This is a genomic window from Pseudomonas sp. BNK-45 (genome assembly GCF_047456255.1).
In the GTDB taxonomy this organism is placed as follows: Bacteria; Pseudomonadota; Gammaproteobacteria; order Pseudomonadales; family Pseudomonadaceae; genus Aquipseudomonas.
Window position 1 is genome coordinate 3,905,781 of sequence record NZ_CP179909.1, and the last position, 24,204, is coordinate 3,929,984.

The 24,204-nt window shown below is 66.7% G+C and carries 19 protein-coding genes; 13 read left to right on the top strand and 6 right to left on the bottom strand.

Going from position 1 to position 24,204, the window contains the following annotated elements:
- Positions 1–380: 380 nt before the first annotated feature.
- A complete protein-coding gene (locus tag ACMGG8_RS18080; RefSeq protein ID WP_414158062.1) occupies positions 381–5,240 on the top strand; it encodes an NAD-glutamate dehydrogenase in 4,860 nt (1,619 codons plus the stop codon).
- Positions 5,241–5,339: 99 nt separating this feature from the next.
- Here the strand turns inward: ACMGG8_RS18080 and ACMGG8_RS18085 are convergent, their stop codons facing one another.
- From ACMGG8_RS18085 to ACMGG8_RS18095, 3 genes are all read right to left on the bottom strand, one after another.
- Positions 5,340–6,155 carry an META and DUF4377 domain-containing protein gene (locus ACMGG8_RS18085; protein WP_060839542.1) on the bottom strand — a complete coding sequence of 272 codons (816 nt, stop codon included), beginning with the start codon at positions 6,153–6,155 and terminating at the stop codon, positions 5,340–5,342.
- 315 nt (positions 6,156–6,470) lie between these two features.
- Complete coding sequence (locus ACMGG8_RS18090; RefSeq protein WP_129406822.1) at positions 6,471–7,835, bottom strand: ArnT family glycosyltransferase; 1,365 nt, start codon at positions 7,833–7,835, stop codon at positions 6,471–6,473.
- Positions 7,836–8,117: 282 nt separating this feature from the next.
- The gene (locus ACMGG8_RS18095; protein WP_060839541.1) at positions 8,118–8,432 is read right to left on the bottom strand and encodes a hypothetical protein; all 315 of its coding nucleotides are present in this window, start codon (positions 8,430–8,432) and stop codon (positions 8,118–8,120) included.
- Between the two features lie 127 nt (positions 8,433–8,559).
- Here ACMGG8_RS18095 and ACMGG8_RS18100 point away from each other — a divergent pair, with 127 nt between their 5' ends.
- From ACMGG8_RS18100 to ACMGG8_RS18110, 3 genes are read left to right on the top strand one after another with little or no spacing between them, the layout of a single operon-like run.
- Complete coding sequence (locus ACMGG8_RS18100) at positions 8,560–9,333, top strand: STN domain-containing protein (RefSeq protein WP_414158063.1); 774 nt, start codon at positions 8,560–8,562, stop codon at positions 9,331–9,333.
- On the top strand, positions 9,330–9,875 hold the full coding sequence (locus tag ACMGG8_RS18105) for an RNA polymerase sigma factor (protein ID WP_060839540.1): 546 nt from the start codon (positions 9,330–9,332) through the stop codon (positions 9,873–9,875). Before ACMGG8_RS18100 ends, ACMGG8_RS18105 begins: the two co-directional genes overlap by 4 nt.
- Before the next feature lie 37 nt (positions 9,876–9,912).
- Positions 9,913–10,863 (top strand): FecR family protein, encoded by a 951-nt coding sequence (locus ACMGG8_RS18110; protein ID WP_414158064.1) that lies wholly within the window; start codon positions 9,913–9,915, stop codon positions 10,861–10,863.
- A gap of 195 nt (positions 10,864–11,058) precedes the next feature.
- Here the strand turns inward: ACMGG8_RS18110 and gspJ are convergent, their stop codons facing one another.
- Both gspJ and gspH read right to left on the bottom strand, forming a co-directional pair.
- Positions 11,059–11,670: a type II secretion system minor pseudopilin GspJ gene (gene gspJ, locus ACMGG8_RS18115; protein ID WP_060839538.1), complete on the bottom strand. Its 612-nt coding sequence runs from the start codon at positions 11,668–11,670 to the stop codon at positions 11,059–11,061.
- A complete protein-coding gene (gene gspH, locus ACMGG8_RS18120; RefSeq protein WP_060839537.1) occupies positions 11,667–12,128 on the bottom strand; it encodes a type II secretion system minor pseudopilin GspH in 462 nt (153 codons plus the stop codon). Before gspH ends, gspJ begins: the two co-directional genes overlap by 4 nt.
- A gap of 130 nt (positions 12,129–12,258) precedes the next feature.
- On the opposite strand from gspH, the gene ACMGG8_RS18125 reads away from it, so the two are divergent.
- Positions 12,259–12,687, top strand: coding sequence for a type II secretion system protein N (locus ACMGG8_RS18125; RefSeq protein WP_414159952.1), 429 nt, complete (start codon positions 12,259–12,261; stop codon positions 12,685–12,687).
- 3 nt (positions 12,688–12,690) lie between these two features.
- Here ACMGG8_RS18125 and gspI read toward each other — a convergent pair whose 3' ends face one another.
- Entirely contained in the window at positions 12,691–13,077 is a 387-nt protein-coding gene (gene gspI / locus ACMGG8_RS18130) for a type II secretion system minor pseudopilin GspI (RefSeq protein ID WP_414158065.1), read from the bottom strand.
- Positions 13,078–13,225: 148 nt separating this feature from the next.
- Here gspI and gspG point away from each other — a divergent pair, with 148 nt between their 5' ends.
- The 8 genes from gspG to ACMGG8_RS18170 all read left to right on the top strand — a co-directional run bounded on the left by gspG (position 13,226) and on the right by ACMGG8_RS18170 (position 24,099).
- Entirely contained in the window at positions 13,226–13,672 is a 447-nt protein-coding gene (gspG, locus tag ACMGG8_RS18135; RefSeq protein ID WP_047304124.1) for a type II secretion system major pseudopilin GspG, read from the top strand.
- Positions 13,673–13,680: 8 nt separating this feature from the next.
- Positions 13,681–14,664 carry a type II secretion system minor pseudopilin GspK gene (gene gspK, locus ACMGG8_RS18140; RefSeq protein WP_414158066.1) on the top strand — a complete coding sequence of 328 codons (984 nt, stop codon included), beginning with the start codon at positions 13,681–13,683 and terminating at the stop codon, positions 14,662–14,664.
- Entirely contained in the window at positions 14,661–15,848 is a 1,188-nt protein-coding gene (gspL, locus tag ACMGG8_RS18145; protein ID WP_414158067.1) for a type II secretion system protein GspL, read from the top strand. Before gspK ends, gspL begins: the two co-directional genes overlap by 4 nt.
- Positions 15,841–16,401, top strand: coding sequence for a type II secretion system protein GspM (gene gspM / locus ACMGG8_RS18150; protein ID WP_414158068.1), 561 nt, complete (start codon positions 15,841–15,843; stop codon positions 16,399–16,401). Before gspL ends, gspM begins: the two co-directional genes overlap by 8 nt.
- Complete coding sequence (gspD, locus tag ACMGG8_RS18155; protein ID WP_414158069.1) at positions 16,398–18,785, top strand: type II secretion system secretin GspD; 2,388 nt, start codon at positions 16,398–16,400, stop codon at positions 18,783–18,785. Before gspM ends, gspD begins: the two co-directional genes overlap by 4 nt.
- A gap of 964 nt (positions 18,786–19,749) precedes the next feature.
- Complete coding sequence (gene gspE / locus ACMGG8_RS18160) at positions 19,750–21,171, top strand: type II secretion system ATPase GspE (RefSeq protein WP_414158070.1); 1,422 nt, start codon at positions 19,750–19,752, stop codon at positions 21,169–21,171.
- Positions 21,171–22,382 carry a type II secretion system inner membrane protein GspF gene (gspF, locus tag ACMGG8_RS18165; RefSeq protein ID WP_060839529.1) on the top strand — a complete coding sequence of 404 codons (1,212 nt, stop codon included), beginning with the start codon at positions 21,171–21,173 and terminating at the stop codon, positions 22,380–22,382. Before gspE ends, gspF begins: the two co-directional genes overlap by 1 nt.
- Before the next feature lie 553 nt (positions 22,383–22,935).
- Positions 22,936–24,099 (top strand): substrate-binding domain-containing protein, encoded by a 1,164-nt coding sequence (locus ACMGG8_RS18170; RefSeq protein ID WP_060839528.1) that lies wholly within the window; start codon positions 22,936–22,938, stop codon positions 24,097–24,099.
- Positions 24,100–24,204: the final 105 nt, after the last annotated feature.

Consider the following 24,204-nt stretch of genomic DNA (forward strand, 5'->3'; position numbering starts at 1 on the left):
GTTTTTTCCCGCTGCCTGCTAGTGTTGTTCAGGGCATGAGCGTCCGGATGCGTGCCGTTGACCGAATATGTCGCAGCATCGCAAGCAGCTGTCGCGTTTCACTCGTTAAGCTGCGCAGCGGACATTTTGTTCTCAAGTGCAATAGGTTGCGTCTGATTTGTGATGGTCACCTGTAAAGGCATTGCGCGGCATGCCGGCGCCAGTCGTTTTTGCAGATGCCCATCCCGGGAAGGTGAATGTGACCTGCACGTCTCGTCCAGCTTCATCCACCTGGCATCCTGCGACCTCTGCCCGAGACCAGGAGCAGGATGCACCAACGCCCCGCAAGGGGTTTGCACGCGACGCTACCATCAATAACAAGCCCAAGCGGAGTACCACAGATGGCGTTCTTCACCGCAGCCAGCAAAGCCGACTTCCAGCACCAACTGCAAGCGGCACTGGCGCAGCACATCAGTGAACAGGCACTGCCACAAGTGGCGCTGTTCGCTGAACAATTCTTCGGCATCATTTCCCTGGACGAACTCACCCAGCGTCGCATGTCCGACCTGGCGGGCTGCACCCTTTCTGCCTGGCGCCTGCTTGAGCGCTTCGACCACGCGCAACCGCAAGTGCGCGTCTACAACCCCGACTATGAACGTCACGGCTGGCAGTCGACCCACACCGCGGTGGAAGTGCTGCACCACGACCTGCCGTTCCTGGTGGACTCGGTACGCACCGAGCTCAACCGTCGCGGCTACAGCATCCACACCCTGCAGACCACCGTGCTCAGCGTGCGCCGTGGCAGCAAGGGCGAGCTGCTGGAAGTCCTGCCCAAGGGCACCCAGGGCGAAGGCGTGCTGCAAGAGTCGCTGATGTACCTGGAGATCGACCGTTGCGCCAATGCCGCCGAACTCAGCGTGCTGGGCAAGGAACTGGAGCAGGTGCTGGGCGAAGTGCGAGTGGCCGTGGCCGACTTCGAACCGATGAAGGCTAAGGTCCAGGAACTGATCGAAAGCATCGACAACAGCCAGTTCGCCATCGCTGCCGATGAAAAGACCGAGATCAAGAGCTTCCTCGAATGGCTGGTGGGCAACCACTTCACCTTCCTCGGCTATGAAGAATTCGTGGTCGGCACCGATCAGGACGGCGGGCATATCGACTATGACCCGAGCTCCTTCCTCGGCCTGGCCAAGCTGCTGCGCGCCGGCCTGACCAGTGATGACCTGCGCATCGAAGACTACGCCGTCAACTACCTGCGCGAACCGACGCCGCTGTCGTTCGCCAAGGCCGCGCACCCAAGCCGCGTGCACCGTCCGGCCTACCCGGACTTCGTCTCGATCCGCCAGATCGATGCCGACGGCAAGGTGATCAAGGAATGCCGCTTCATGGGCCTCTACACCTCGTCGGTGTACGGCGAAAGCGTGCGGGTGATTCCCTACATCCGCCGCAAGGTCGAAGTCATCGAACAGCGCTCGGGCTTCCAGGCCAAGGCGCACCTGGGCAAGGAACTGGCCCAGGTCCTGGAAGTGCTGCCTCGGGACGATCTGTTCCAGACCCCGGTGGACGAGCTGTTCAGCACCGTGATGTCGATCGTGCAGATCCAGGAACGCAACAAGATCCGCGTGTTCCTGCGCAAGGACCCCTACGGTCGCTTCTGCTACTGCCTGGCCTACGTGCCGCGCGACATCTATTCCACCGAAGTGCGGCAGAAGATCCAGCAAGTGCTGATGGATCGCCTGCAAGCCACCGACTGCGAATTCTGGACCTTCTTCTCCGAGTCGGTGCTGGCCCGCGTGCAGTTGATCCTGCGAGTGGACCCGAAACAGCGCATCGACATCGACCCGCTGCTGCTGGAAAAAGAAGTGGTGCAGGCCTGCCGCAGCTGGCAGGACGACTACGCCAGCCTGGTGGTGGAAAGCTTCGGCGAAGCCCACGGCACCAACGTGTTGGCGGACTTCCCGAAAGGTTTCCCGGCCGGTTACCGCGAGCGTTTCGCCGCGCACTCGGCGGTGGTGGACATGCAGCACCTGCTGAGCCTCACCGAAGCCAATCCGCTGGTGATGAGCTTCTACCAGCCCCTGGGCCAGGTGTCCGGCCAGCGCGAGCTGCATTGCAAGCTGTACCACGCCGACACCCCGCTGGCGCTGTCCGACGTATTGCCGATCCTGGAAAACCTCGGCCTGCGGGTGCTCGGTGAGTTCCCGTATCGCCTGCGCCACAACAACGGCCGCGAGTTCTGGATCCATGACTTCGCCTTCACCGCTGCCGAAGGCCTGAACCTGGATATCCAGCAGCTCAACGACACCCTGCAGGACGCCTTTGTCCATATCGTGCGCGGCGATGCCGAGAACGATGCGTTCAACCGTCTGGTACTGACCGCCGGCCTGCCATGGCGCGACGTGGCGCTGCTGCGTGCCTACGCCCGCTACCTGAAGCAGATCCGCCTGGGCTTCGACCTGGGCTACATCGCCAGCACCCTGAACAACCACACCGACATTGCCCGCGAGCTGACCCGGTTGTTCAAGACCCGCTTCTACCTGGCGCGCAAGCTCACCAGCGAAGACCTGGAAGACAAGCAGCAGCGTCTGGAGCAGGCGATCCTCACCGCCCTGGACGACGTTCAGGTGCTCAACGAAGACCGCATCCTGCGGCGCTACCTGGACCTGATCAAGGCCACCTTGCGGACCAACTTCTACCAGACCGACGCCAACGGCCAGAACAAGTCCTACTTCAGCTTCAAGTTCAATCCGCACCTGATCCCCGAGCTGCCCAAGCCGGTGCCCAAGTTCGAGATCTTCGTCTACTCGCCACGGGTCGAAGGCGTGCACCTGCGCTTCGGCAACGTCGCCCGCGGCGGCCTGCGCTGGTCCGACCGTGAAGAAGACTTCCGTACCGAAGTCCTGGGCCTGGTCAAAGCCCAGCAAGTGAAGAACTCGGTGATCGTGCCGGTGGGCGCCAAGGGCGGCTTCCTGCCCCGTCGCCTGCCATTGGGCGGCAGCCGGGACGAGATCGCGGCCGAGGGCATCGCCTGCTACCGCATCTTCATCTCCGGCCTGCTGGACATCACCGACAACCTGAAGGACGGCGTCCTGGTGCCGCCGGCCAACGTGGTGCGTCACGACAACGATGACCCGTACCTGGTGGTGGCGGCGGACAAGGGCACCGCGACCTTCTCCGACATCGCCAACGGCATCGCCATCGACTACGGCTTCTGGCTCGGCGACGCCTTCGCCTCCGGCGGTTCCGCCGGTTACGACCACAAGAAGATGGGCATCACCGCCAAGGGCGCATGGGTCGGCGTGCAGCGCCACTTCCGCGAACGCGGGATCAATGTCCAGGAAGACAGCATCACCGTGGTCGGCATCGGCGACATGGCCGGCGACGTGTTCGGCAACGGCCTGCTGATGTCCGACAAGCTGCAACTGGTGGCAGCGTTCAACCACCTGCACATCTTCATCGACCCGAACCCGGATCCGGCCACCAGCTTCGTCGAGCGCAAGCGCATGTTCGAGCTGCCGCGTTCGGCCTGGAGTGACTACGACACCAGCATCATGTCCGAGGGCGGCGGCATCTTCTCGCGCAGCGCCAAAAGCATTGCCATCTCGCCGCAGATGAAAGAGCGCTTCGACATCCAGGCTGACAAGCTGACCCCGACCGAGCTGCTCAACGCCTTGCTCAAGGCGCCGGTGGACCTGTTGTGGAACGGCGGTATCGGCACCTACGTCAAGGCCAGCAGCGAAAGCCACGCCGACGTCGGCGACAAGGCCAACGACGCCCTGCGGGTCAACGGCAACGAGCTGCGCTGCAAGGTGGTGGGCGAGGGCGGCAACCTGGGCATGACCCAATTGGGTCGTGTGGAGTTCGGCCTCAATGGCGGCGGCTCCAACACCGACTTCATCGACAACGCCGGTGGCGTGGACTGCTCCGACCACGAAGTGAACATCAAGATCCTGCTCAACGAAGTGGTGCAGGCCGGCGACATGACCGACAAGCAGCGCAACCAGCTGCTGGCCAGCATGACCGACGAAGTCGGCGGCCTGGTGTTGGGCAACAACTACAAGCAGACCCAGGCCCTGTCCCTGGCGGCGCGCCGTGCCTACGAGCGTGCGGCCGAGTACAAGCGCCTGATGAGCGATCTGGAAGGCCGCGGCAAGCTGGACCGGGCCATCGAGTACCTGCCGACCGAGGAGCAGCTCACCGAGCGCGCCGCGACCGGCAAGGGCCTGACCCGTCCGGAACTGTCGGTGCTGATTTCCTACAGCAAGATCGACCTCAAGGAAGCCCTGCTCAAGTCCCTGGTGCCGGATGACGACTACCTGACCCGTGACATGGAGACCGCGTTCCCGCCAAGCCTGGTGGCCAAGTTCTCCGAAGCCATGCGTCGCCATCGTCTGAAGCGCGAGATCGTCAGCACCCAGATCGCCAACGACCTGGTCAACCACATGGGCATCACCTTCGTGCAGCGCCTGAAGGAGTCCACCGGCATGAGCCCGGCCAACGTCGCCGGTGCCTACGTGATCGTGCGGGACATCTTCCACCTGCCGCACTGGTTCCGTCAGATCGAGGCCCTGGATCACCAGGTCTCGGCCCAGGTGCAACTGGAGCTGATGGACGAGCTGATGCGTCTGGGGCGTCGGGCCACTCGCTGGTTCCTGCGCAGCCGGCGCAACGAGCAGGATGCCGCGCGTGATGTCGCCCACTTCGGTCCGCACCTGGCGGCCCTGGGCCTGAAGCTCGACGAGCTGCTGGAAGGCCCGACCCGCGAAGGCTGGCAGAGCCGTTACACCGCCTACGTCGAAGCCGGCGTGCCGGAGCTGCTGGCGCGCATGGTGGCAGGCACTACCCACCTGTACACCCTGCTGCCGATCATCGAGGCCGCCGATGTCACCGGTCACGATGCCGCCGAAGTGGCCAAGGCCTACTTCGCCGTGGGCAGTGCCCTCGACCTGCCGTGGTACCTGCAGCAGATCAGCGATCTGCCGGTGGCCAACAACTGGCAGGCGGCGGCGCGCGAAGCCTTCCGCGACGACGTGGACTGGCAGCAGCGGGCGATCACCATCTCGGTTCTGCAAATGGCCGATGGCCCGCAAGACATGGAAGCCCGCGTGGCCCTGTGGCTTGAGCAGAACCAGAGCATGGTCGAGCGCTGGCGCTCGATGCTGGTGGAAATCCGTGCCGCCAGCGGCACCGACTACGCCATGTATGCGGTGGCCAACCGTGAACTGCTGGACCTGGCCATGAGCGGTCAGTCGGCGCTGTAACGGCCTGACCCCGCCCAGAGCAAAAAAGCCCCGTATCGCAGGATACGGGGCTTTTTTATTGCCCGCCGCTGGTGAGCGATCGGGAGGTGTCGGCGCCGGTCAGTGGCCCTGGGCCGAGGCGTCCTGCTCGACCACCATGTCCAGCACGTAGACCGTGGACGGGGCGTCGGCGGGAGCATGCTTCCATTCGTATTGCTTCACCCGCAGCACGTTGCGCACGCCGTCCTGGTGCTCGTAGCCCTCGATGGACTGATACAGCGGGTGCCAGGTGTCCTGGGTCGGCAGTTGCAGGCCGGCGGCGTCGTAGCGTCGCTCACGCACTTGCAGGCACTGGTAGTCGGGGATCAGCGGGTGGCTGCACTTGACGGTCTTGGCCGCCACTTCCAGGAAGCGGGTCTGGCCCTGGCTGCCGTAGCGGGTTTCTGCGGTTGGCTGGCCCTGGAACTTGAGCTGCGTGCCGTTCTGGGTGGTCAGTTGCAGGGTCGGAGTCGATTCGTCACCACCGAAGGTGGTGCGCAGCTCGCCCTTGAACAGGCGCCCGACTTCGGCGTCCAGGGTCATCAGGCTGGGCTCGCAGGCCATCAGGGTCGAGGCCAGTGGCTGCACCTTGAGCAGGCCGTTTTCATGCTCGAAGCCGCCGAACTGGCGATTGCAGCCGCCGCTGATGCTCAGGTTCTGCTCGACGAAGGTCAGGCGCAGCGGGCGCTCGATGCCCTTGTCCAGGGCGGCGATGGGCTTGCCCGCCGCATCGCTGGCCGCGACCAGCTGCCAGTAGTAGGCGGACAGTGCAGGCTGGGCGCTGGCGGAGGCCGTGCTGGCGGGCATGGAGGGACGTCCTTCAGGAGTGGTGGAAACCGGGGTGCAGGCCTGCAGCAGGGCGGCACAGACGGATACGAGGAGGAGGTTTTGCTTCATGGTTCGCTCTTTCAGCCTTGAGGGAATAGGGCTTGCCGCGGGGGCAGCAGGCCAAGGCCGGTAACCTGTGGCAGTCAAGCACTCGTGCGTGCGCGGCGCCGCCACCTGGGCCGCCGGTCGCCGGACGAGCTGTGCCGTTACCGATTGCGATGTGACAGCACTGTGCCAGTTCCGTTGCATGCTCGGGGGTGCTCGGGAGTGTTACCAAATCTTGCACGATGCCGATCTACGGGGTTGCCCGCTTCCGGCCGGGCTCGGCGGGCCTGGATGCGGCCGCACTCGCGGTGCGGCGCTGATCCCGGGGGGACGCCCGCCTTACCAGAACCAGTAAGGCAGGAACTTGGGGGTTGGCTCGTTGGCCAGTTCCAGGTGATAGGTGATGGCGTTGAAGAAAAAACCATCCAGCAGCAGGAAGGCCGCCACGCCGAACGCCAGGACGATGACCTCGTAATGCCGGTGTGCGGCGTACTGCCGGGTGATCCAGTAGCGCACGCCGCTGAGCAGGGCAAAGCTTGCGAACACCCCGGCGAAGTTGGGTTGCAAGGGCCGCGGGGCAAAGCAGTTGTAGCCCAGCACCAGCAGCGCCAGGAGCGCGCCGATGGTCGGCAGGTTCAGGCACAGGCGCAGCAGGCGTCTGCGGGTGGCGCTGAACACGCCGTTGGGGTCGATGAAGATATAGGCCGCCAGCAGGGAAATGGCCGGGGTGATGGACAGCACATAGCGCGCCTTCTTCGAGTTGGGGATGGTGAAGAACAGGATCAGCACCACGAACCACGCCCCCAGGTGAAGCAGCAGGCGCGGCGCCGACAGCGGCGGAGCGCCGAGCCACTGGCGACCGCTCCTGGCCATGACGCAGAGGGCGTAGAACGCGGTGAAGCTGTAGGTGAGCAGCCCGACGCTGAAGTAGAAGTAATAGCGCGGCGAGTGATCGCTGGCGATCCGCCCCAGGCCCTGCATCTCCAGCACTTCCTGCATGAAGGCGTCGCCGCCCTGCACGTGGGCGGCCCAGGCCAGCAGGGCGACCCCGGCGGCGAACAGCAGGCCGCAAAGCAGCGAGAAGCCGACCAGGGTCCGCCATTGCCGGCTCAGCAGGTAGTAGGTGCCGACCACCAGCGCCGGGCCGATCATGCCGATGGGGCCGCGCAGGGAAAAGCCCAGGATCAGGCCGAGGAACACCAGCGCCAGGCGTCCCCGCTGCTGCTTGAAATCGGCGGAGTAGGCCAGGTAGAAGCAGCCCGCGGTAATCAGGGCGGGATAGATGTCCAGGGCCAGGGAGTTGACGCTGTCCAGAAAGGCCCAGGTGAACAGCGCAAAGAGCACGCCGCAGACGCCCCATTTCTGCTCATGCAGGGCCCCCAGCTTGTAGATGAACACCAGCATCAGCGCGGCGGCGATGCAGAAGGGCAGGCCCATCGACAGCACCGACAGCTGGCCGAACGGCAGCGAGGCCAGATAGACCAGCACCGTGTTGACAATGGTGTAGTCGGGGTAGGGCTGCAGATCGTCGGCGATGGGGAACAGCGTCATGCCGTGCTGCAGCATGTAGTCGGCAAAGTCGACGAAGCGCGTGGTGTAGTTGAGCACTGCCGGTTTGTACTGCAGCCCCATGAACAGCGCGAGGGCGATCAGGAAAATGCTCTGGCAGGGTCGTTGCAAGATCAGTTTTTTATAGCTTTCCATGCTTCCAACATGCAAAAAAAAACGCCAATGATACGGTGGCCGCTAGTCGAACGCCATCCACGTGCCGTGCTCGGAGCCCTTGTCGGCTCCGGGTTTCAAGGCGCGGCAATCTAGCGCGATCAAGGTTAACGCCCGGTATACGGAGCGTGGCCGATCAGGGGCTGGCGGCGCGGTGCGCGATGGCGCGCAGGGCGATCTTCGCCCGCTGCGTTTGTCGCTGCCCAGGCTCGCTGCCAGCCGCGGCAACGGGCCCGGTGGCGGTCAGTGGCCCGGGGGGGCCACTCAGGGCCGTTGCGGCTTGACCGAGGTGCCGAAGGTGTTGCCCATGCGCACGCTGGTGGCCGCCGGAGTCGACAGTCCCACCTGGTTCGGCGGGCGCTTGTTCACCGGTTTGTCCATGGCCTGCTGGTTGGCCTGGGCGGCCTTCACCGCGTCCGGGTTGTTGCCCATCTGTTTGCTCAGGCAGTTGTAGTCGGGCGCCTTGTAGCCGCCGACGCTGACTTCCACGCAGCCCTCGCTGGCGTCCTCGGCGTGCAGCGTCCAGGGCAGGGCGCTGAGCAACAGCAGGGCAGCGGTGTAGCAGCTTAAACGTTTCATCCTGGCCTCCTGGCTGGCCCGCGGAATCGGGCCTCGATGGCGGCCGAGTGTAGTGCAAAGCCCAGGCCTGAAAAGTGATGGTTTTTTTGCCGCGCTCGTAACACCAGATTCATAAATTGGCCTCAGGATGACGCTTTTCAGGGATTGGACGCTCGTGCAGCAACACAGCGCGCAGGTCGGGCGATGGACTTCATTGCACGGGGGCTTGGCGACCTGTGTGCTGGGCCTTGTGCTGCTGGCGCCACTGCCACTGGCCTGGGCGCAGGCCGCGGTCGAAGGGCCGCCCCGGGTGGATTCCCAGGCGGTGCTGGAATTGGAGATTCCGGCCCAGGACCTGGCCCAGGCCCTGGAGCGGTTCAGTCGCTTGACCGGGATGGCCGTGCTGGTGGACCAGGAACTGGCCCGGGGCCGGCGCTCGGTGGGGATCAAGGGCCGCTACAGCGCTCGCGAGGGATTGAGTCGCCTGTTGGCGGGCACTGGCCTGATGGCGCGTTACGCCCGCAGCGACGCTTTCACCCTGCAGGTGCCGCCAGCCTCGGCGCCTGCGACGCTCCAGGGCGTCAGCAGCGCCCGCGCGACGCGGCTCAACAGCAGCTACGCCAGCGCCGTGCAGCAGGCGGTGGAGCGCAGCCTGTGCGCGTCGCGCTTGACCCGACCCGGGGCGTTCCGTGCCTTGCTGCAACTGTGGATCGGCGCCGATGGCACGGTGCAGCACAGTCGCCTGGTGAGCTCCACCGGTGATCTGCAACGGGACGAAGCCCTGGTGCAGCGCCTGGCGGCAACCCGGGTCGAACGCCCGGCCCCCAGCTCGCTGCGTCAGCCGCTGACCTTACTCTTGATACCGGACACAACAGGGAAACGCATGGACTGCAAGGAATGGGAAGGAGCTTCCGGGGTATGAAAAATACCGGACACAGTACGATGGTCAGGCTGTTCCTGACGTCCTACGAGGACTTTCGGGTGCGCTTGCGCAGGCGCCTGGGGTCCGAGGACCTGGCCAACGACGTCCTGCATGAAACCTACCTGCGGGTCGACCGCATGGAAGAGCCGCCGAACCTGCTGCAGCCCAATGCCTACCTGTACCGCATGGCCCTGAACATCGCTGCCGATCGGCGCCAGTCCGACGCGCGCCTGCTCACCGGCGAGGAGGTCGAGGAACTGCTGCAGATCGCCGATGACGCCCAGGACCCGTCCCGGGTGGTGGGCGGGCAGAAAGAAATCCAGACCCTGCTCAAGGCCCTCTACGAGTTGCCGGCGCGGCGGCGCCAGATCTTTATCGCCGCGCGCCTGGAAGAGGCGCCGCACCTGGAAATCTCCCAACGCTTCGGCATTTCCACACGGATGGTGGAGAAGGAACTCAAGGCCGCCCTCGGGCATTGCGCCCTGCGCCTTGAAAGAAAAGTCATTCAGCGGTTCGGTCCCGGGGCCGGAAAACCGTCCTAGACAAGAGTCCCTGATCAATCCGTGAGTACCTGCGCGCTTGAACATTTTTAGCATCTCCCCACCCCAGGCCTCGGCGGACCAGCAACTGCTGAGCGAAGCCCGGGACTGGCTGGTCCTTCTGACGTCGGGCCGGGCCACCGCCGCCGACGCCCGTGCCCTGCGCCAGTGGTGCGCGCAGAGCCCGCAGCACGCGGCGGCCTTCGAGCAGACCAAGGCCCTGTGGCACTGCCTGCAACCGGCGGCGGTGCAGCTTGAGCAGCAATCGCGGCCGCGCCACTTCGGGCGGCGCGCCTTTCTGGGCGGGGCGCTGGCCGCCTCGGCGGCGCTGTTCATGGTCAGCTACACGGTGCCCGGAGGCCTGGCCGGGTTGACCGCGGATTTTTCCACGGCGGTCGGCGAACAGCGCCGGGTCGATCTGGCCGAGGGCCTGAGCCTGGAACTCAACACCCAGACCCGCATCAGCCGCCGTGATCCGGCCCCGGGGGAACAGGCCTTCGAACTGCTGGAGGGCGAGGTGGAAGTCTTCAGCCAGCGCCAGCAGCCACTCCAGGTCCAGGCCGGTGACGGCAGGCTCAGTGCCCGTCAGGCCCGTTTCAACCTGCGCAACACTGACCATCAGGTCTGCGTGACCTGCATCGAAGGCAGCCTGCAGGTGGCCGTGGCCGGGCGCAGCATCCGCCTGGACAGCGGTCGGCAACTGACCTACGACGCCAAGACGGTGGGCGAGCCGACCGCCGTGGATCCCCGGAACGTCCTCGCCTGGCGCGAACAGGTGCTGGTGTTCGACAACGCCAGCCTCGACACGGTGATCAGCGAGATCAACCGTTACCGCCCGGGGATGCTGGTGCTGCTTAACGCCGAACTGGGCCGGCGCAAGGTCCAGGCGCGTTTCACCCTCAACCAGCTGGCGGGCGTGGCCCTGCTGATCCGCGACGCCTACGGCGCCAAATGCACCGAACTGCCGGGCGGTGTGGTGCTGCTCAGCTGAGCGCCCGACCGCACCGCCCCAATGTCGCCACTGCGTAGCCGCTGCCGAGCTTCCGGCGAGGCTGCGCAAAGGCCCGCAGGACCTTGCCTGGCGTCCTCCCGCCGAACCTCCAGCGCTTTCCAGCCCTCCACGTCGCCTGCGTCGGCCCGCCGCCCAAGCCGCTGGCAGCCTGCGGCAGCGGCTGCACCAAGCCGGTCAGGGCAGGGGGCCCAGCACTTGCCGGTAATGCTCCTGGCCCTGGGGCGTTTGCCGGGTCAGGCGGATCTCCAGGCCCTGGGGGTTGTCCCGGCGATTGCCGCTGAGCTGGCGCCAGCCCTTGCCGCTCTCCCAGACCCGCACCTGCAGATCACTGACCCGCCGCAACACCGCCACCCCGTCCCTGGGCGCGGGCAGGGGGTAGCGGTCCCGGGGCTCGGCCGCGGCGCGGTACAGGGTGTCGCCCTTGAGCCACCAGCGCACCCGTTGCAGGCCGTCGCCGGGGTTGGCGGCGCTGCGGATCACCTCCAGGCGAAAGCCCTTGCTGTCGGAGCTGCGCACGCTCAGCGGCACCGGGCTGTCGGGCTCGGCCTCTTCGCTGTCGCTCTGGATCGGTTCGCGCAGTTGCACGGCGGCTCGCAGGGCGACGTCGCGCTCCAGCTGGTTGAGGCTGCGTAGCAGTTCCTCGGTCTGTTCGGTGCTGGCCTTCAGGTGGGTGTCGGCCCGGGTGACGCTGTCCAGGCCGCGCCAGGCAATCAGGCTGACGATGGCCATGAGCATCACCGCCACCAGCACTTCGATCAGGGTGAAGCCGCTTTGCCCAGGCTTCATGGCTGGTTCACCACCCGCAGCTGGCCGGCGGCGCTGCGTTCCACGCCGAGGCTGTGGCGGCCGTCGGAGAGCACCAGCCGCAACGGCGGGGTGATCCATTCGGCGTTGAGGATCAGCCGTGGCCCGGGTTCGATGCGCACTTGCAGCCCCGGGGTTTCCCAGGCGCGGGGGCGCAGCAGGGGATCGCCACGCAGGTCGTCGATACCGCTGCCGGATTCCGCCCGGCGGCTGAAGGCAAAGCCCTTGGCGGTGGCCCGCCAGGTGATCGGTCGACCATCGGCACGGGCCTCGGCCTGGGCCACTTGCAGCAGCTGCGCCAGGCGTTCGGCGTCCTTGCGCACCTGTTGCAGCGGGTCAGGCTTGATGCTCAGGCCCACCGCCGCGCTGGCGATGCCGATGATCACCAGGACCACCATCAGTTCGATCAGGGTGAAGCCCCGTTGCTTGCCCGACGGCATCGGATTGCACTCCTTGGCGATAGGATCAGCCGGCCTGGGGCCGATGATCGCGGGGTGAAATAAAACCGTGAGAATTGCCCTGTAGGCTGCGGGAACGGACAAACAGGAGGTCCCGCCAATGCTTGCCACCATGCTGCGTGCCGCAGATTTTTCCGCCCCCCGACTGTTGCAATACACCGCGCTGCTGGCGGCCCTGGCCGGGGTGGCCACCTGGTCGTCGCTGCTGCTGACCCCGGCCGAATCCCAGACCCCGGCCGTGGCGCCCCAGGTGCTCGCCGCCCGTTCCGACAGCCCGGCCCTGCAGTGGTTTGCCAACCAGCCCAGCGCCGTGGAGATCAAGGTCTCCGGGGTCCTGGCCGGGGCCCGTGGCGCGGTGGCGATCCTGCGCCTGAACGACGGACCGCCCCGCAGCTTCGTGGCTGGCGAACAACTGACCCCGGGCGTGCGCCTGGCGGCAGTGGAGGCCGATGGCGTGCTGATCGAGCGCGGCGCCGAGCAGTCGCGGATCAAGGTCAGCAAGCTGCCGGACTCGCCGCTGTTGCCGCGGCTGACCCGCTGACACTCACCGTCCTGGCTCCTGGGGGCGGCCGAGCAGGGTTTCCAGGCGGGCCAGGGGCGGTGCTTCGCGACCGCGTTCGCGCACCTGGACACTGACCCGCAGCAGCCCGGGCAGCGCTGTGGCGCCGATCGACTGTTCGCAGCGCAGCGCCAGGCGCCCCTGGTCGCAATCGACGCTCTTCAATCCGCTGGGCCAGTGGCCTTCCAGGCGCAGCTCGGCGAGCCGGCTCTGAGCCGCCAGCAGGGCCAGGGACTTGTCCCGCAACAGGCCGTTGCTCTGGGTCATCAGCGCGGCCACGCGCACCGCCGCGGCCATGGCCACGGCAATGATGGCCAGGGCCACCAGCACTTCGATCAGGGTAAATCCAGCTTGTTTGCGCAGGGCTTGCATGGGCCGCTCGACACCGGGAAACAGCCTCGCAGCCTAGCCTGCAGGCTTGACCGAATGGCGACCGAAACTCCCGAGGTTTTTCAATACCACTGACATATCTTCTTGCAACACTGCGCGACGAATCGAACTCAAGCCAAGGAATGTCGAGATGGATATCGCGCCTGTAACGTCAACCGCCGCACCCCGAGGCCAGCGTGGCTTCACCCTGATCGAGATCATGGTGGTGGTGGTCATCCTCGGGATTCTCGCGGTCATGGTGGTGCCCAAGGTGCTCGACCGTCCCGACCAGGCGCGGGCCACCGCGGCCAAGCAGGACATCGCCGGACTGATGCAGGCCCTGAAGCTGTATCGCCTCGACCACGGCAGCTACCCGAGCATGAACCAGGGCCTCAAGGTGCTGGTGGAACGTCCGGCCAACGCCAAGGACAGCAACTGGCGCTCCTACCTGGAACGCTTGCCCAACGATCCCTGGGGACGTCCCTATCACTACCTCAACCCGGGGGCCAACGGCGAAGTGGACGTGTTCTCCCTGGGCGCCGACGGTCAGCCCGACGGCGAAGGCGTGAATGCCGATATCGGCTCCTGGCAGCTCTAGGGCCGCCCATGAACAGTCATTCGCCCTGTGCGGCGAAGCAGCGCGGCATGGCCATCATCAGCGCCTTGCTGATTGCCGCGGTGGTGGCGGTGCTCGCCGCCGGCATGCTCTCGCGGCAGACCGTCCTGACCCGCGCGGTGGAAGCCGAGCAGGCGCGGATCGTCGGCGGCGGGGCGTTGCAGGGCGGCCTGGAATTCAGCCGGCAACTGCTCTGGGAAGCCCGCCAGCGCGAGGTGCTGACCCGGCTCGACCAGCCCTGGGCGCGGCCCATCGGCGATCCGGCCCTCGGCGCATCCGGTGGCGGTTTCCAGGGCCGTCTGCAAGACCTGCAGGGCAAGTTCAACCTGCGCAACCTGGTGTTCAACCAGCAGGTGGACCCGGAGCAGGTGCAGAGTTTCCATCAGCTGTGCCAACTGCTCGGCGTCGACGCCGCCCTGAGCCGGCGCATCAGCCAGCGGGTGATCGCCTCGTATCCCCAGCGCCTGTCCAGTCCGGCCGCCACCGCAGGCACCCCGGGTGCATTCAACAGCGGTCGCCTGACCTCGCCGGGGGCGGCGGTGCAGACCTTGCCGCCGCGCCAGCCGATGCTGCGCAGCCTGGACGACCTGCTGGGCGTTCAGGGCGTCGACGAGGCGCTGCTGGCGCGCCTTGATCCCTACGTCAGCGTCCTGCCGGGCAACACCTGGATCAATGGCAACACCGCCAGCGCCGAAGTACTGGCGGTGGCGGTGCCGGGGCTGTCGTTGTCCCGGGCCCGGGCCCTGGTGGCAGAGCGCGACGCCGGGCACTGGTTCATCAACCGGGGCGACTTCGTCAATCGCCTGCGCATGCCCTTTGCCGCGCAGGAGCGGATCAAGGTCGGCATCACCAGCGAGTGGTTCCTGCTCCAGGGGCAGGTCCGTCGCGACCAGCGGCGGATCACCCTGCACGCCTTGCTGCACCGCCCCGAAGACCGCATGCCCCAGGTGATCTGGTCGCGGGTGGGAGCATGAGCCGCTTGCGCCTGGCCTTGCCGCCCCTGGCCGAGCTGTTGCACGCGCCCCGGCCCCTGGCCGTGCCCGTGGAATGCGCCCGGCTGGACCGCACCGGGCGGGTGACCGCGCTCGGCCGCAGGGCGCTTGAGGCACTGGCCCAGGACGCCCGAGGGCTGGCCCTGGAGTGCTTTCTGCACCCGCAGGACAGCCTGCTGGCCTGCATCGAGCTGCCGCCGTTGCCGGCGGCGCGGACCAAGGCCGCGGTGGACTGCGCGGCCCAGGCGCTGATCCTCGGTTGCGGCGAGCCGATGCATGTCGCCCACGGCCCGCGGGATGCCCAGGGCCAGGTGACCTTGAGCTGGCTGCCCATCAGCCGCCTGCAGGCCCTGGGCGAGCTGCTGCAACAGGCCGGGCTGAAGCTTTCGGGCCTGTACCCGGCGCCATACGCCTTGGCGGTGCCGGCGCCGGGGCAGCACAACCTGTGCCTGCTGGACGGTCAGTTGCTGCTGCGCCACAGCGCCGCCCAGGCCAGCGTGGAGCCTCTGGTCGAGGAAACCCTGGAACAGTTGCGCGCCTCCGGCGCCGGGCTGGGCTGGATCGGTGACGACGCGCCGGAGGGCGCGCTGCAGCGCCTGCCGGTCGAACAGCGCTGGAGCGGCGCGGCGCCGGCCTGGGGCCTGCAGGCGGGGGCGATGGCGACCCGCGGCGCGGTCCAGGGCTGGGGCCGGGCCCTGGGTTGCTGCGCCCTGGCCGTGGCCGTGTGGGTCGTGGGCCTGAACCTGTATGCCGCCCGTGAGGCCGAGCAGGGCCTGCGCCTCAAGAACCAGATGAGCCAGCGGGTCCGGCAGGTGTTTCCGCAGTTGCCGGTGGTGCTCAATCCCCTGCAACAGGCCCGCCAGCAACTGGCGGCGCAGCAGGGCGGGGCGGCGGACCCGAGCCAGGGGTTCGTCAACCTGCTGCTGCAGGCCGGCAGCGCCATGCCGTTCATGGTGGGCAGCGTGCAGAGCCTGAGTTTCGCCGACCAGCGCCTGCAGCTGGAACTGCTGCCCGATACCCCGAAACGCACCGACAGCGGCTGGCAGGGCGCCTTGACCCAGGCCGGCTACAGCGTCCAGGCCGAGGGCAACGGCTGGACCCTGAGCCCGGCCGCGGGCGAGCCCGCTGACCTCGCCGCCGACGCCCCGGGAGCCGAAGATGAATAAGCCCGGGCTGGCCCAGTATCAGGCGCGCTGGTCACGCCTGCGGACCCAGGCCCGGAGCCATTGGCAGGCTCTGGCGCTCCGGGAGAAACGTCTGCTGAGCGCCACCGCCCTGGGGGTGCTGGGGCTGTTGCTGTGGTGGCTGCTGATTCAGCCGCCGCTGAAGAAGATCGACTACTGGCAAGCCGAGACGCCGAAGCTGCGCTCCCAGGCCGAGGCCCTGGAAGTGCTGTTGCACGAGGCCGCGGGCACGGATCGCCGGGGCGTCGACCTTGAGCAGTCCCTGCGCCAGACCCTGGATCGGGCCGGGCTCAAGGACCGCTACCAGTTGCAACGCACCGATCAAGCCGGCCCCGAGAGCTGGCGCTTGACCTTTGAGCAGGCCCCGGCGGATGCCGTGGTCGGCTGGCTGCTGGGGACTCCCCGACAGCTTTCACTGCAGGTGGTGGAGGCCCGGCTGCAACGCGCCGCGCCGGCCACCGCCCAAGACTCGGCAGGCACACTGTCCGGGACCGTTCGCATGGATCAGGCGCAGGGCGCTAAGGAAGCTTCATGAAGGGGTCAGGCTCCAACTACGTGCGCCAGTGTCGCAAGGTCGCACCTTTTCTGCTGCTGGCGCTGGGGGCTTGCAGCAACACCACCTCCACCACGCCGCCGCCCTTGCTGGTGGACAGTGAACTGGGCCAGCCCCTGGCCGACACCCGGCGCAGCGGCGACGCCCTGGCGGACCGCGAACGCGTGCAGGCGCAACAGGCCACGCGACCCAAAGTCCTGCACCCGGTGACCGACAGCCGCCGTGGCCAGGGCACGCCACGCAGCACCAGCGTGCCGCGCAACCCCCTGGGGGACCAGCCGGTGCAATTGAACTTCGTCGAGGCCGATATCCAGGCGGTGGTGCGCGCCCTGGCCCGTTCCACTGGCCAGCAGTTCCTGGTGGACCCGCGGGTCAAGGGCAACCTGACCCTGGTCAGCGAGGGCCAGGTGCCGGCCCATCAGGCCTACGACATGCTGCTGGCGGCCCTGCGCATGCAGGGTTTTGCCGTGGTGGACGTGGGCGGGGTGGCCCAGGTGGTGCCCGAGGCCGATGCCAAGCTGCTGGGCGGGCCGATCTACAGCGGCGACAAACCGGCGGGCAACGGCATGCTGACTCGCACCTTCCGCCTGCAGTATGAAAACGCGGTGAACCTGATCCCGGTGCTGCGGCCCATCGTCTCGCCGAACAATCCGATCAACGCCTACCCGGGCAACAACAGCATCGTGGTCACCGACTACGCCGAGAACCTGCAGCGGGTGGCGCAGATCATCGACGGCATCGACACCCCCAGCGCCATCGACACCGATGTGGTGGCGGTGCACAACGGCATCGCCGTGGACATTGCCACCATGGTGGCCGAACTGCTGGAAACCCAGGGCGCCGACCCGACCCAGAAGATCAGCGTGATCGGCGATCCGCGTTCCAACTCCATCATCATTCGCGCCGGCAGCCCGGAGCGCACCGAGCTGGCGCGCAACCTGGTGTACAAACTGGACAATGCCCAGAGCAACCCGAGCAACCTGCACGTGGTCTACCTGCGCAACGCCCAGGCCGGCAAGCTGGCCCAGGCCCTGCGCGGCCTGCTCACCGGCGAGAGCGACAGCACCGGCAACGATGGCGCCCGAGCCATGCTCAGCGGCATGGGCGCCAGCACCCAGGGCACCCAGGGCAGCGCCCAGAACAGCAGCGGCACGCCCACCGCCAGCGGCAACCTCAACGGCAGCGCCAGCACCAGCGGCGCCTATGGCCAGGGCGTCAGCGCCAGCAGCCTGAGTGGCAACGGCCAGCAGAACGACCAGAACACCGCCTTCAGCGCCGGCGGCGTGACCATCCAGGCCGACGCCACCACCAACACCTTGCTGATCTCCGCGCCGGACCCGCTGTACCGCAACCTGCGGGAAGTCATCGACCAGCTCGACCAGCGCCGGGCCCAGGTGGTGATCGAAAGCCTGATCGTCGAAGTCGGCGAAGACGACGCCAGCGAGTTCGGCGTGCAGTGGCAGGCCGGCAACCTCGGCGGCCGCGGCGGCTTTGGCGGAGTCAACCTCGGCGGCAGCGGGCTGGTGGGGACCCCGGCCAGCAAGACCAGCATCGACGCACTGCCCAAGGGCCTGAACATCGGCGTGGTCAACGGCACCGTGGACATCCCCGGGATCGGCAAGGTGCTGGACCTCAAGGTCCTGGCCCGGGCCCTGAAGAGCAAGGGCGGGACCAACGTGCTGTCGACCCCGAACCTTTTGACCCTGGACAACGAAGCGGCGAGCATCTTCGTCGGCCAGACCATTCCCTTCGTCACCGGCAGCTACGTCACCGGCGGTGGCGGCACCAGCAACAACCCGTTCCAGACCGTGCAGCGCGAAGAAGTGGGGTTGAAGCTCAATGTGCGGCCGCAGATTTCCGAGGGCGGCACGGTCAAGCTGGACATCTACCAGGAGGTCAGCAGCGTTGACCCCCGGGCCTCGGTGGACGCCGGGACCGTGACCAACAAACGGGCGATCGACACCAGCATCCTGCTGGATGACGGGCAGATCATGGTCCTGGGCGGTTTGCTGCAGGACGGCTACAGCCAGAGCAACGACGCGGTGCCGTGGCTGTCGAGCATCCCGGGGATCGGCGCCTTGTTCCGCAACGAGAAACGCAGCATCACCAAGACCAACCTGATGGTGTTCCTGCGGCCTTACATCATTCGCGACAGTGGCGCGGGGCGCAGCATCACCCTCAATCGCTATGACTTCATGCGCCGGGCCCAGGGGGAGTTGCAGCCGGAGCGCAACTGGGCGATGCCGGATATGCAGGCGCCGCAGTTGCCGGCGGCGAGCAAGGCGATTCCCGGGGCGGTGCCGGTGTCGTTGCAGGGCGTGCCGCAGACGCCGCGGGCACCGATTCGGGCGGTGCCGGTGCAATGAAGGGGGCGTTGATGGGTGATGGTGGGGTGGAGGGCATGGTGGCGGCTGCGGTGGCTGGCGGTTGCGCCTCTGGGGCACTGTGCTACGGGGTACCCAGTTGTGGCTGTGGCCAGGGCTGCTCAGGGGGTCGCTTTGACCGCGGTGGGCTGTGTACATATCCGTTGCTGCGGTCACGGCCACTTAGGGTTTCGCCCTTACGGCGACTTACTTTTTTCAAACGCCAAAAAAGTAAGCAAAAACGCTTGCCCCTCCATACGGCCCCTCGCTGGGGCTCGGGGTGCCCTCGCTTCGGCATTGCTCCGGGGGCCCGCCGCCAACCGGCCATCCCTGGCCGGGTGGCGGCTAGCTCGGCATCCCTGCCGAGCTGCCCCCTACGCAACGCCTGCGCTCGGCCTGCTGGGAAGGGGCCTGAGGATCAAAAGCAAAAGCCAAGCGCGTTTTACGCGCTACCTGTAGGAGCCGGCTTGCCGGCGAATAGGCCCGCAAGACATGCGTCGCCCTGGCGAACGTCTTCGCTGGCAAGCCAGCTCCTACAGGGGGGCGGTGCACACCGATCCATCTCCAGGCCGGCCGGCAGGCCGCCGTCAGATTTTGCCTTTGCTTTTGATCTTGCTTTTGATCTTCCTGCCCCTTTAGACACGATGGCCGAACGCAGGCATTGAGCCGTGGGTAACCCGGCAGGACGCCGGGTTAGCCGCACTGGGCCATGGATGGCCCATTGCGGCGGCCCACGGATCAATGCCGGAGTTCGGGCATGCCGAGCCTAAGCGAGGCACCGAGTGGAGGGGCAGGAGCCCTTTGCTTACTTTGGGGCTTTTCCAAAGTGAGCCGCTGTAAGAGCGGAACCGTAAGTGGCCGTGACCGCAGCAATGGATATGTACCCCGTCAAACTCGCTGTAAGAGCGAAACCGTAAGTAGCAGCACCCGCAGCAACGGATATGCACCCCATCAGGAGACCCAAACAATGCCTCCCCAGCTCCCCTACGCCTGGGCCAAATCCCACCGCATTCTCCTGCGCCACAGCGAGGAGGGCGCCACTCTGCTGGTCTGCCCCTCGACCCCCGGCTGGTCCATCGGCGAAGCCCGCCGCCAGTTCGGCCCCGCCCGCCTGGAGCGGATCCGTGACGAGGAACTCGACGGTCTGTTGGCCACGGCCTACGCCGACACCGGCAGCGCCGCAGCAGTGGTCGGCGCAGCGGAGAACGAGGTGGACCTGGACCGCCTGATGCAGGACATGCCGGAAATCACCGACCTGCTGGACACCCAGGACGGCGCGCCGGTGATCCGCATGATCAACGCCTTGCTCACCCAGGCCGCGCGGGACGAGGCCAGCGATATCCATATCGAACCCTTCGAGACGCACTCGGTGGTGCGCTACCGGGTCGATGGCACCCTGCGTGACGTGGTGTCGCCGCGCAAGGCGTTGCACGGCGCGCTGGTGTCGCGGATCAAGATCATGGCCCAGTTGGACATCGCCGAGAAACGCCTGCCCCAGGACGGTCGCATCGCCTTGCGCGTGGCCGGGCGGCCCATCGACATTCGGGTGTCCACCGTGCCCACCGGCCACGGTGAGCGGGTGGTGATGCGCCTGCTGGACAAGCAGGCCGGGCGCCTGCAGCTGGAAACCCTGGGCATGGACCCGGACTTGCTGGCGCGCCTGGATACCCTGATCCACCAGCCCCACGGCATCGTCCTGGTCACCGGGCCCACCGGCAGCGGCAAGACCACCAGCCTCTACGCCGCCCTGGCCCGGCTGGACGCCAGCACCAGCAATATCCTCACCGTCGAGGACCCGGTGGAATACGACTTGCCGGGCATCAGCCAGATCCAGGTCAATGCCAAGATCGACATGACCTTCGCCCTGGCCCTGCGGGCGATCCTGCGCCAGGACCCGGACGTGATCATGATCGGCGAGATCCGTGACCTGGAGACTGCGCAGATCGCGGTCCAGGCCTCGCTTACCGGGCACCTGGTGTTGGCGACCCTGCACACCAATGACGCGGTGTCGGCGGTCAACCGTCTGGTCGACATGGGGGTGGAGCCGTTCCTGCTGGCCTCGTCGATGCTCGGGGTGCTGGCCCAGCGTCTGGTGCGGCGCTTGTGCAACCAGTGCAAGGCGGCGGATCCGGCCAACCCCGGTACCTGGCGCCCGGTGGGCTGCCCGGCCTGCAATCACATCGGCTACAGCGGGAGGACCGGGATCCATGAGCTGTTCTGCATCGACGACGACATTCGCAGCCTGATTCATCAGGGTGCTGATGAGCAGGCCTTGCGCGCCGCCGCGCGTCGGGCCGGGATGCTCAGCATGCGCGAGGACGGTGAGCGCTGGGTACGCAGCGGCGCCACCGCCGCGGAAGAAATCCTACGTGTGACACGGGACGCCTGATGAATCGCTATCGCTACGAAGCCGCCGACGCCCTCGGCAAGATCGAATCCGGGCACCTGGAAGCCGACAGCCAGGGCGCGGCCTTCGCCAGCCTGCGCAGCCGTGGCCTGACCGCCTTGCAGGTGCAACTGGACAGCAACGGCGCCGCCACTGGCACCGGAGGCGTATTCAGCCCCAGGCTCTCGGACAACGACCTGGCCTGGGCCACCCGCCAGCTGGCCAGCCTGCTGGGGGCCAGCCTGCCGCTGGAGGCGGCGCTCAGCGCCACGGTGGAGCAGGCCGAGCGCAAGCACATCGCCCAGGCCCTGAGCGCGGTGCGCGCCGATGTGCGCAGCGGCATGCGCCTGGCCGAGGCCCTGGCGGCGCGACCGCGGGATTTTCCGGAAATCTACCGGGCGCTGATCGCCGCAGGCGAGGAGTCCGGCGATCTGGCCCAGGTCATGGAGCGGCTGGCGGATTACATCGAGGAGCGCAACGGCCTGCGGGGCAAGATCCTCACCGCCTTCATCTACCCCGGAGTGGTGGGGCTGGTGTCCATCGGCATCGTCATCTTCCTGCTCAGTTACGTGGTGCCCCAGGTGGTCAGCGCCTTTTCCCAGGCGCGCCAGGACCTGCCGGGGCTGACCCTGGCCATGCTCAACGCCAGCGACTTCATTCGTGCCTGGGGCCTTGAGTGTTTCGGCGCCATGGCGGCGGGGTTCTGGGGCTGGCGGCTGTACCTGCGCAACCCCCGGGCCCGCTTGAGCTGGCACAGTCGGATTCTGCGTCTGCCACTGTTCGGGCGTTTTGTCCTGGGGTTGAACACTGCGCGTTTCGCCTCGACCCTGGCGATTCTCAGTGGCGCCGGGGTGCCGCTGCTGCGGGCCCTGGACGCGGCGCGCCAGACCCTGTCCAACGACCGTCTGAGCCAGAGCGTCAGCGAGGCCACGGCCAAGGTGCGCGAGGGGGCCAACCTGGCGGCCGCGCTGCGGGTGGAGAAGGTCTTCCCGCCGGTGCTGATCCACCTGATCGCCAGCGGCGAAAAGACCGGCGCCTTGCCGCCGATGCTGGAGCGCGCGGCGCAGACCCTGTCCCGGGACATCGAACGCCGGGCCATGGGCATGACCGCCTTGCTCGAACCGCTGATGATCGTGGTCATGGGTGGCGTGGTGCTGGTGATCGTCATGGCGGTGATGTTGCCGATCATCGAGATCAACCAGCTGGTGACCTGAGCCACACAACCCGATTCGACCTGACCCCGTCCGGCCCGGTCTGGCCCGGTCCGTAGGAGCTGGCTTGCCAGCGAAGGCGTCGGCACCGGCGATGCAGGTCTTGCGGGCCCCTTCGCCGGCAAGCCGGCTCCTACGAGAGGCGTAGCGAAGGTGTGGTCCGAAGCGCAGGGCGGGACAGCCAGAAAATTTCACGCTGCCTACCTCACTCCCGCCCCGGCCATCGGCCAAGCTCGGGTTCCTTGTTCTGTCATGTTCCGGCGCTGTCTGCGCCACCTTCGGCGCTTGCAGAGCGATGCCGGCGCCAGCTCGGGCAATCTTGCTGTCACCTTGCCGGCAAAGGCCGGAAAACCCTTGCTGAACACCCGAGAATCTTTTGCAAAAACAGTCGGTTTCTCCCGAGGTTTTTTCCTTTATCTGTCACCGGAAACTGCGAACTTCTCTTCCCATGGCCTCACCCATCAAGCCGTCTGGATCAAGGCTTCTGGCCCGAGTGCCATGGCGTCATGCAAGCGCTATTCACCCAACGTACGAACACGACGAAAGGAGATTCTTCATGTTTAAGCGCAACGTTCTCGCGGCATCCCTGACCCTGGCAGCCCTGTGCTCGGCACAGGCTGCCCTGGCTGATATCAACGGCGGTGGCGCCACCCTGCCACAACCGCTGTACCAGACCGCTGGCGTACTGACCGCCGGCTTCGCTCCCTACATCGGCGTAGGCAGCGGCAATGGCAAGGCTGCCTTCCTGAACAACGACTACACCAAGTTCGTGGCCGGCACTACCGGCAAGAACGTGCATTGGGCCGGTAGCGACTCCAAGCTCAGCAGCACCGAGCTGTCCAACTACGCCGCGGCTCACAACGCTGCCTGGGGCCCGCTGATCCAGGTGCCTTCGGTGGCCACTTCGGTTGCCATTCCGTTCAACAAGGCCGGTGCCACCGCCGTTGACCTGAGCGTCGATCAGCTGTGTGGCGTGTTCTCGGGGCGCTTGTCGAAGTGGGAAGATATCCCGTCTTCCGGCCGTACCGGCCCCCTCACCGTGGTTTACCGTAGCGAAAGCAGCGGCACCACCGAGCTGTTCACCCGCTTCCTCAACGCCAAGTGCGCCGAGACCGGCACCTTCAACGTCACCACCACCTTCGCCTCCAGCTACACCGGCGGTCTGCCTGCCGGTGCTGTGGCCGCGACCGGCAGCCAGGGCGTGATGACCGCGCTGAACGCCGCCGACAGCCGCATCACCTACATGAGCCCGGACTACGCCGCGCCGACCCTGGCTGGCCTGGACGATGCGACCAAGGTCGCCCGCGTCGCCGGTGTCTCGCCGGCTCCTGGCAACGTTTCCGCCGCCATCGGTGGGGTGGCGATCCCAGCCCTGGCGGACCGTGCCAATCCGGACAAGTGGGTTCCGGTCTTTGGCAAGGCCGGCGTTGCGGGCACCGTGCCTTACCCGGACAGCGGCTACCCGATCCTGGGTTTCACCAACCTGATCTTCAGCCAGTGCTACGCCGACGCCACTCAGACCAGCCAAGTGCGTGACTTCTTCGCCCGTCACTACGGCCAGAACACTTCGTCGAACAACGACGACGCCATCCAGGCCAACCGTTTCGTGCCACTGCCGGCGTCCTGGAAGGGCGTGATCCGCACCACCTTCCTGACCGCCTCCAACGGCCTGAGCATCGGCAACAGCAACGTCTGCAACAACATCGGTCGTCCGCAGTAAACGGCCCTTGGGCTGTTCGCAACACCCGATCAGCAACGGCTCCGGCCGTTGCTGATTTTGTTTTTTGCGGCACTTACACCCCGCAGATGAATTTTCCGTGACATC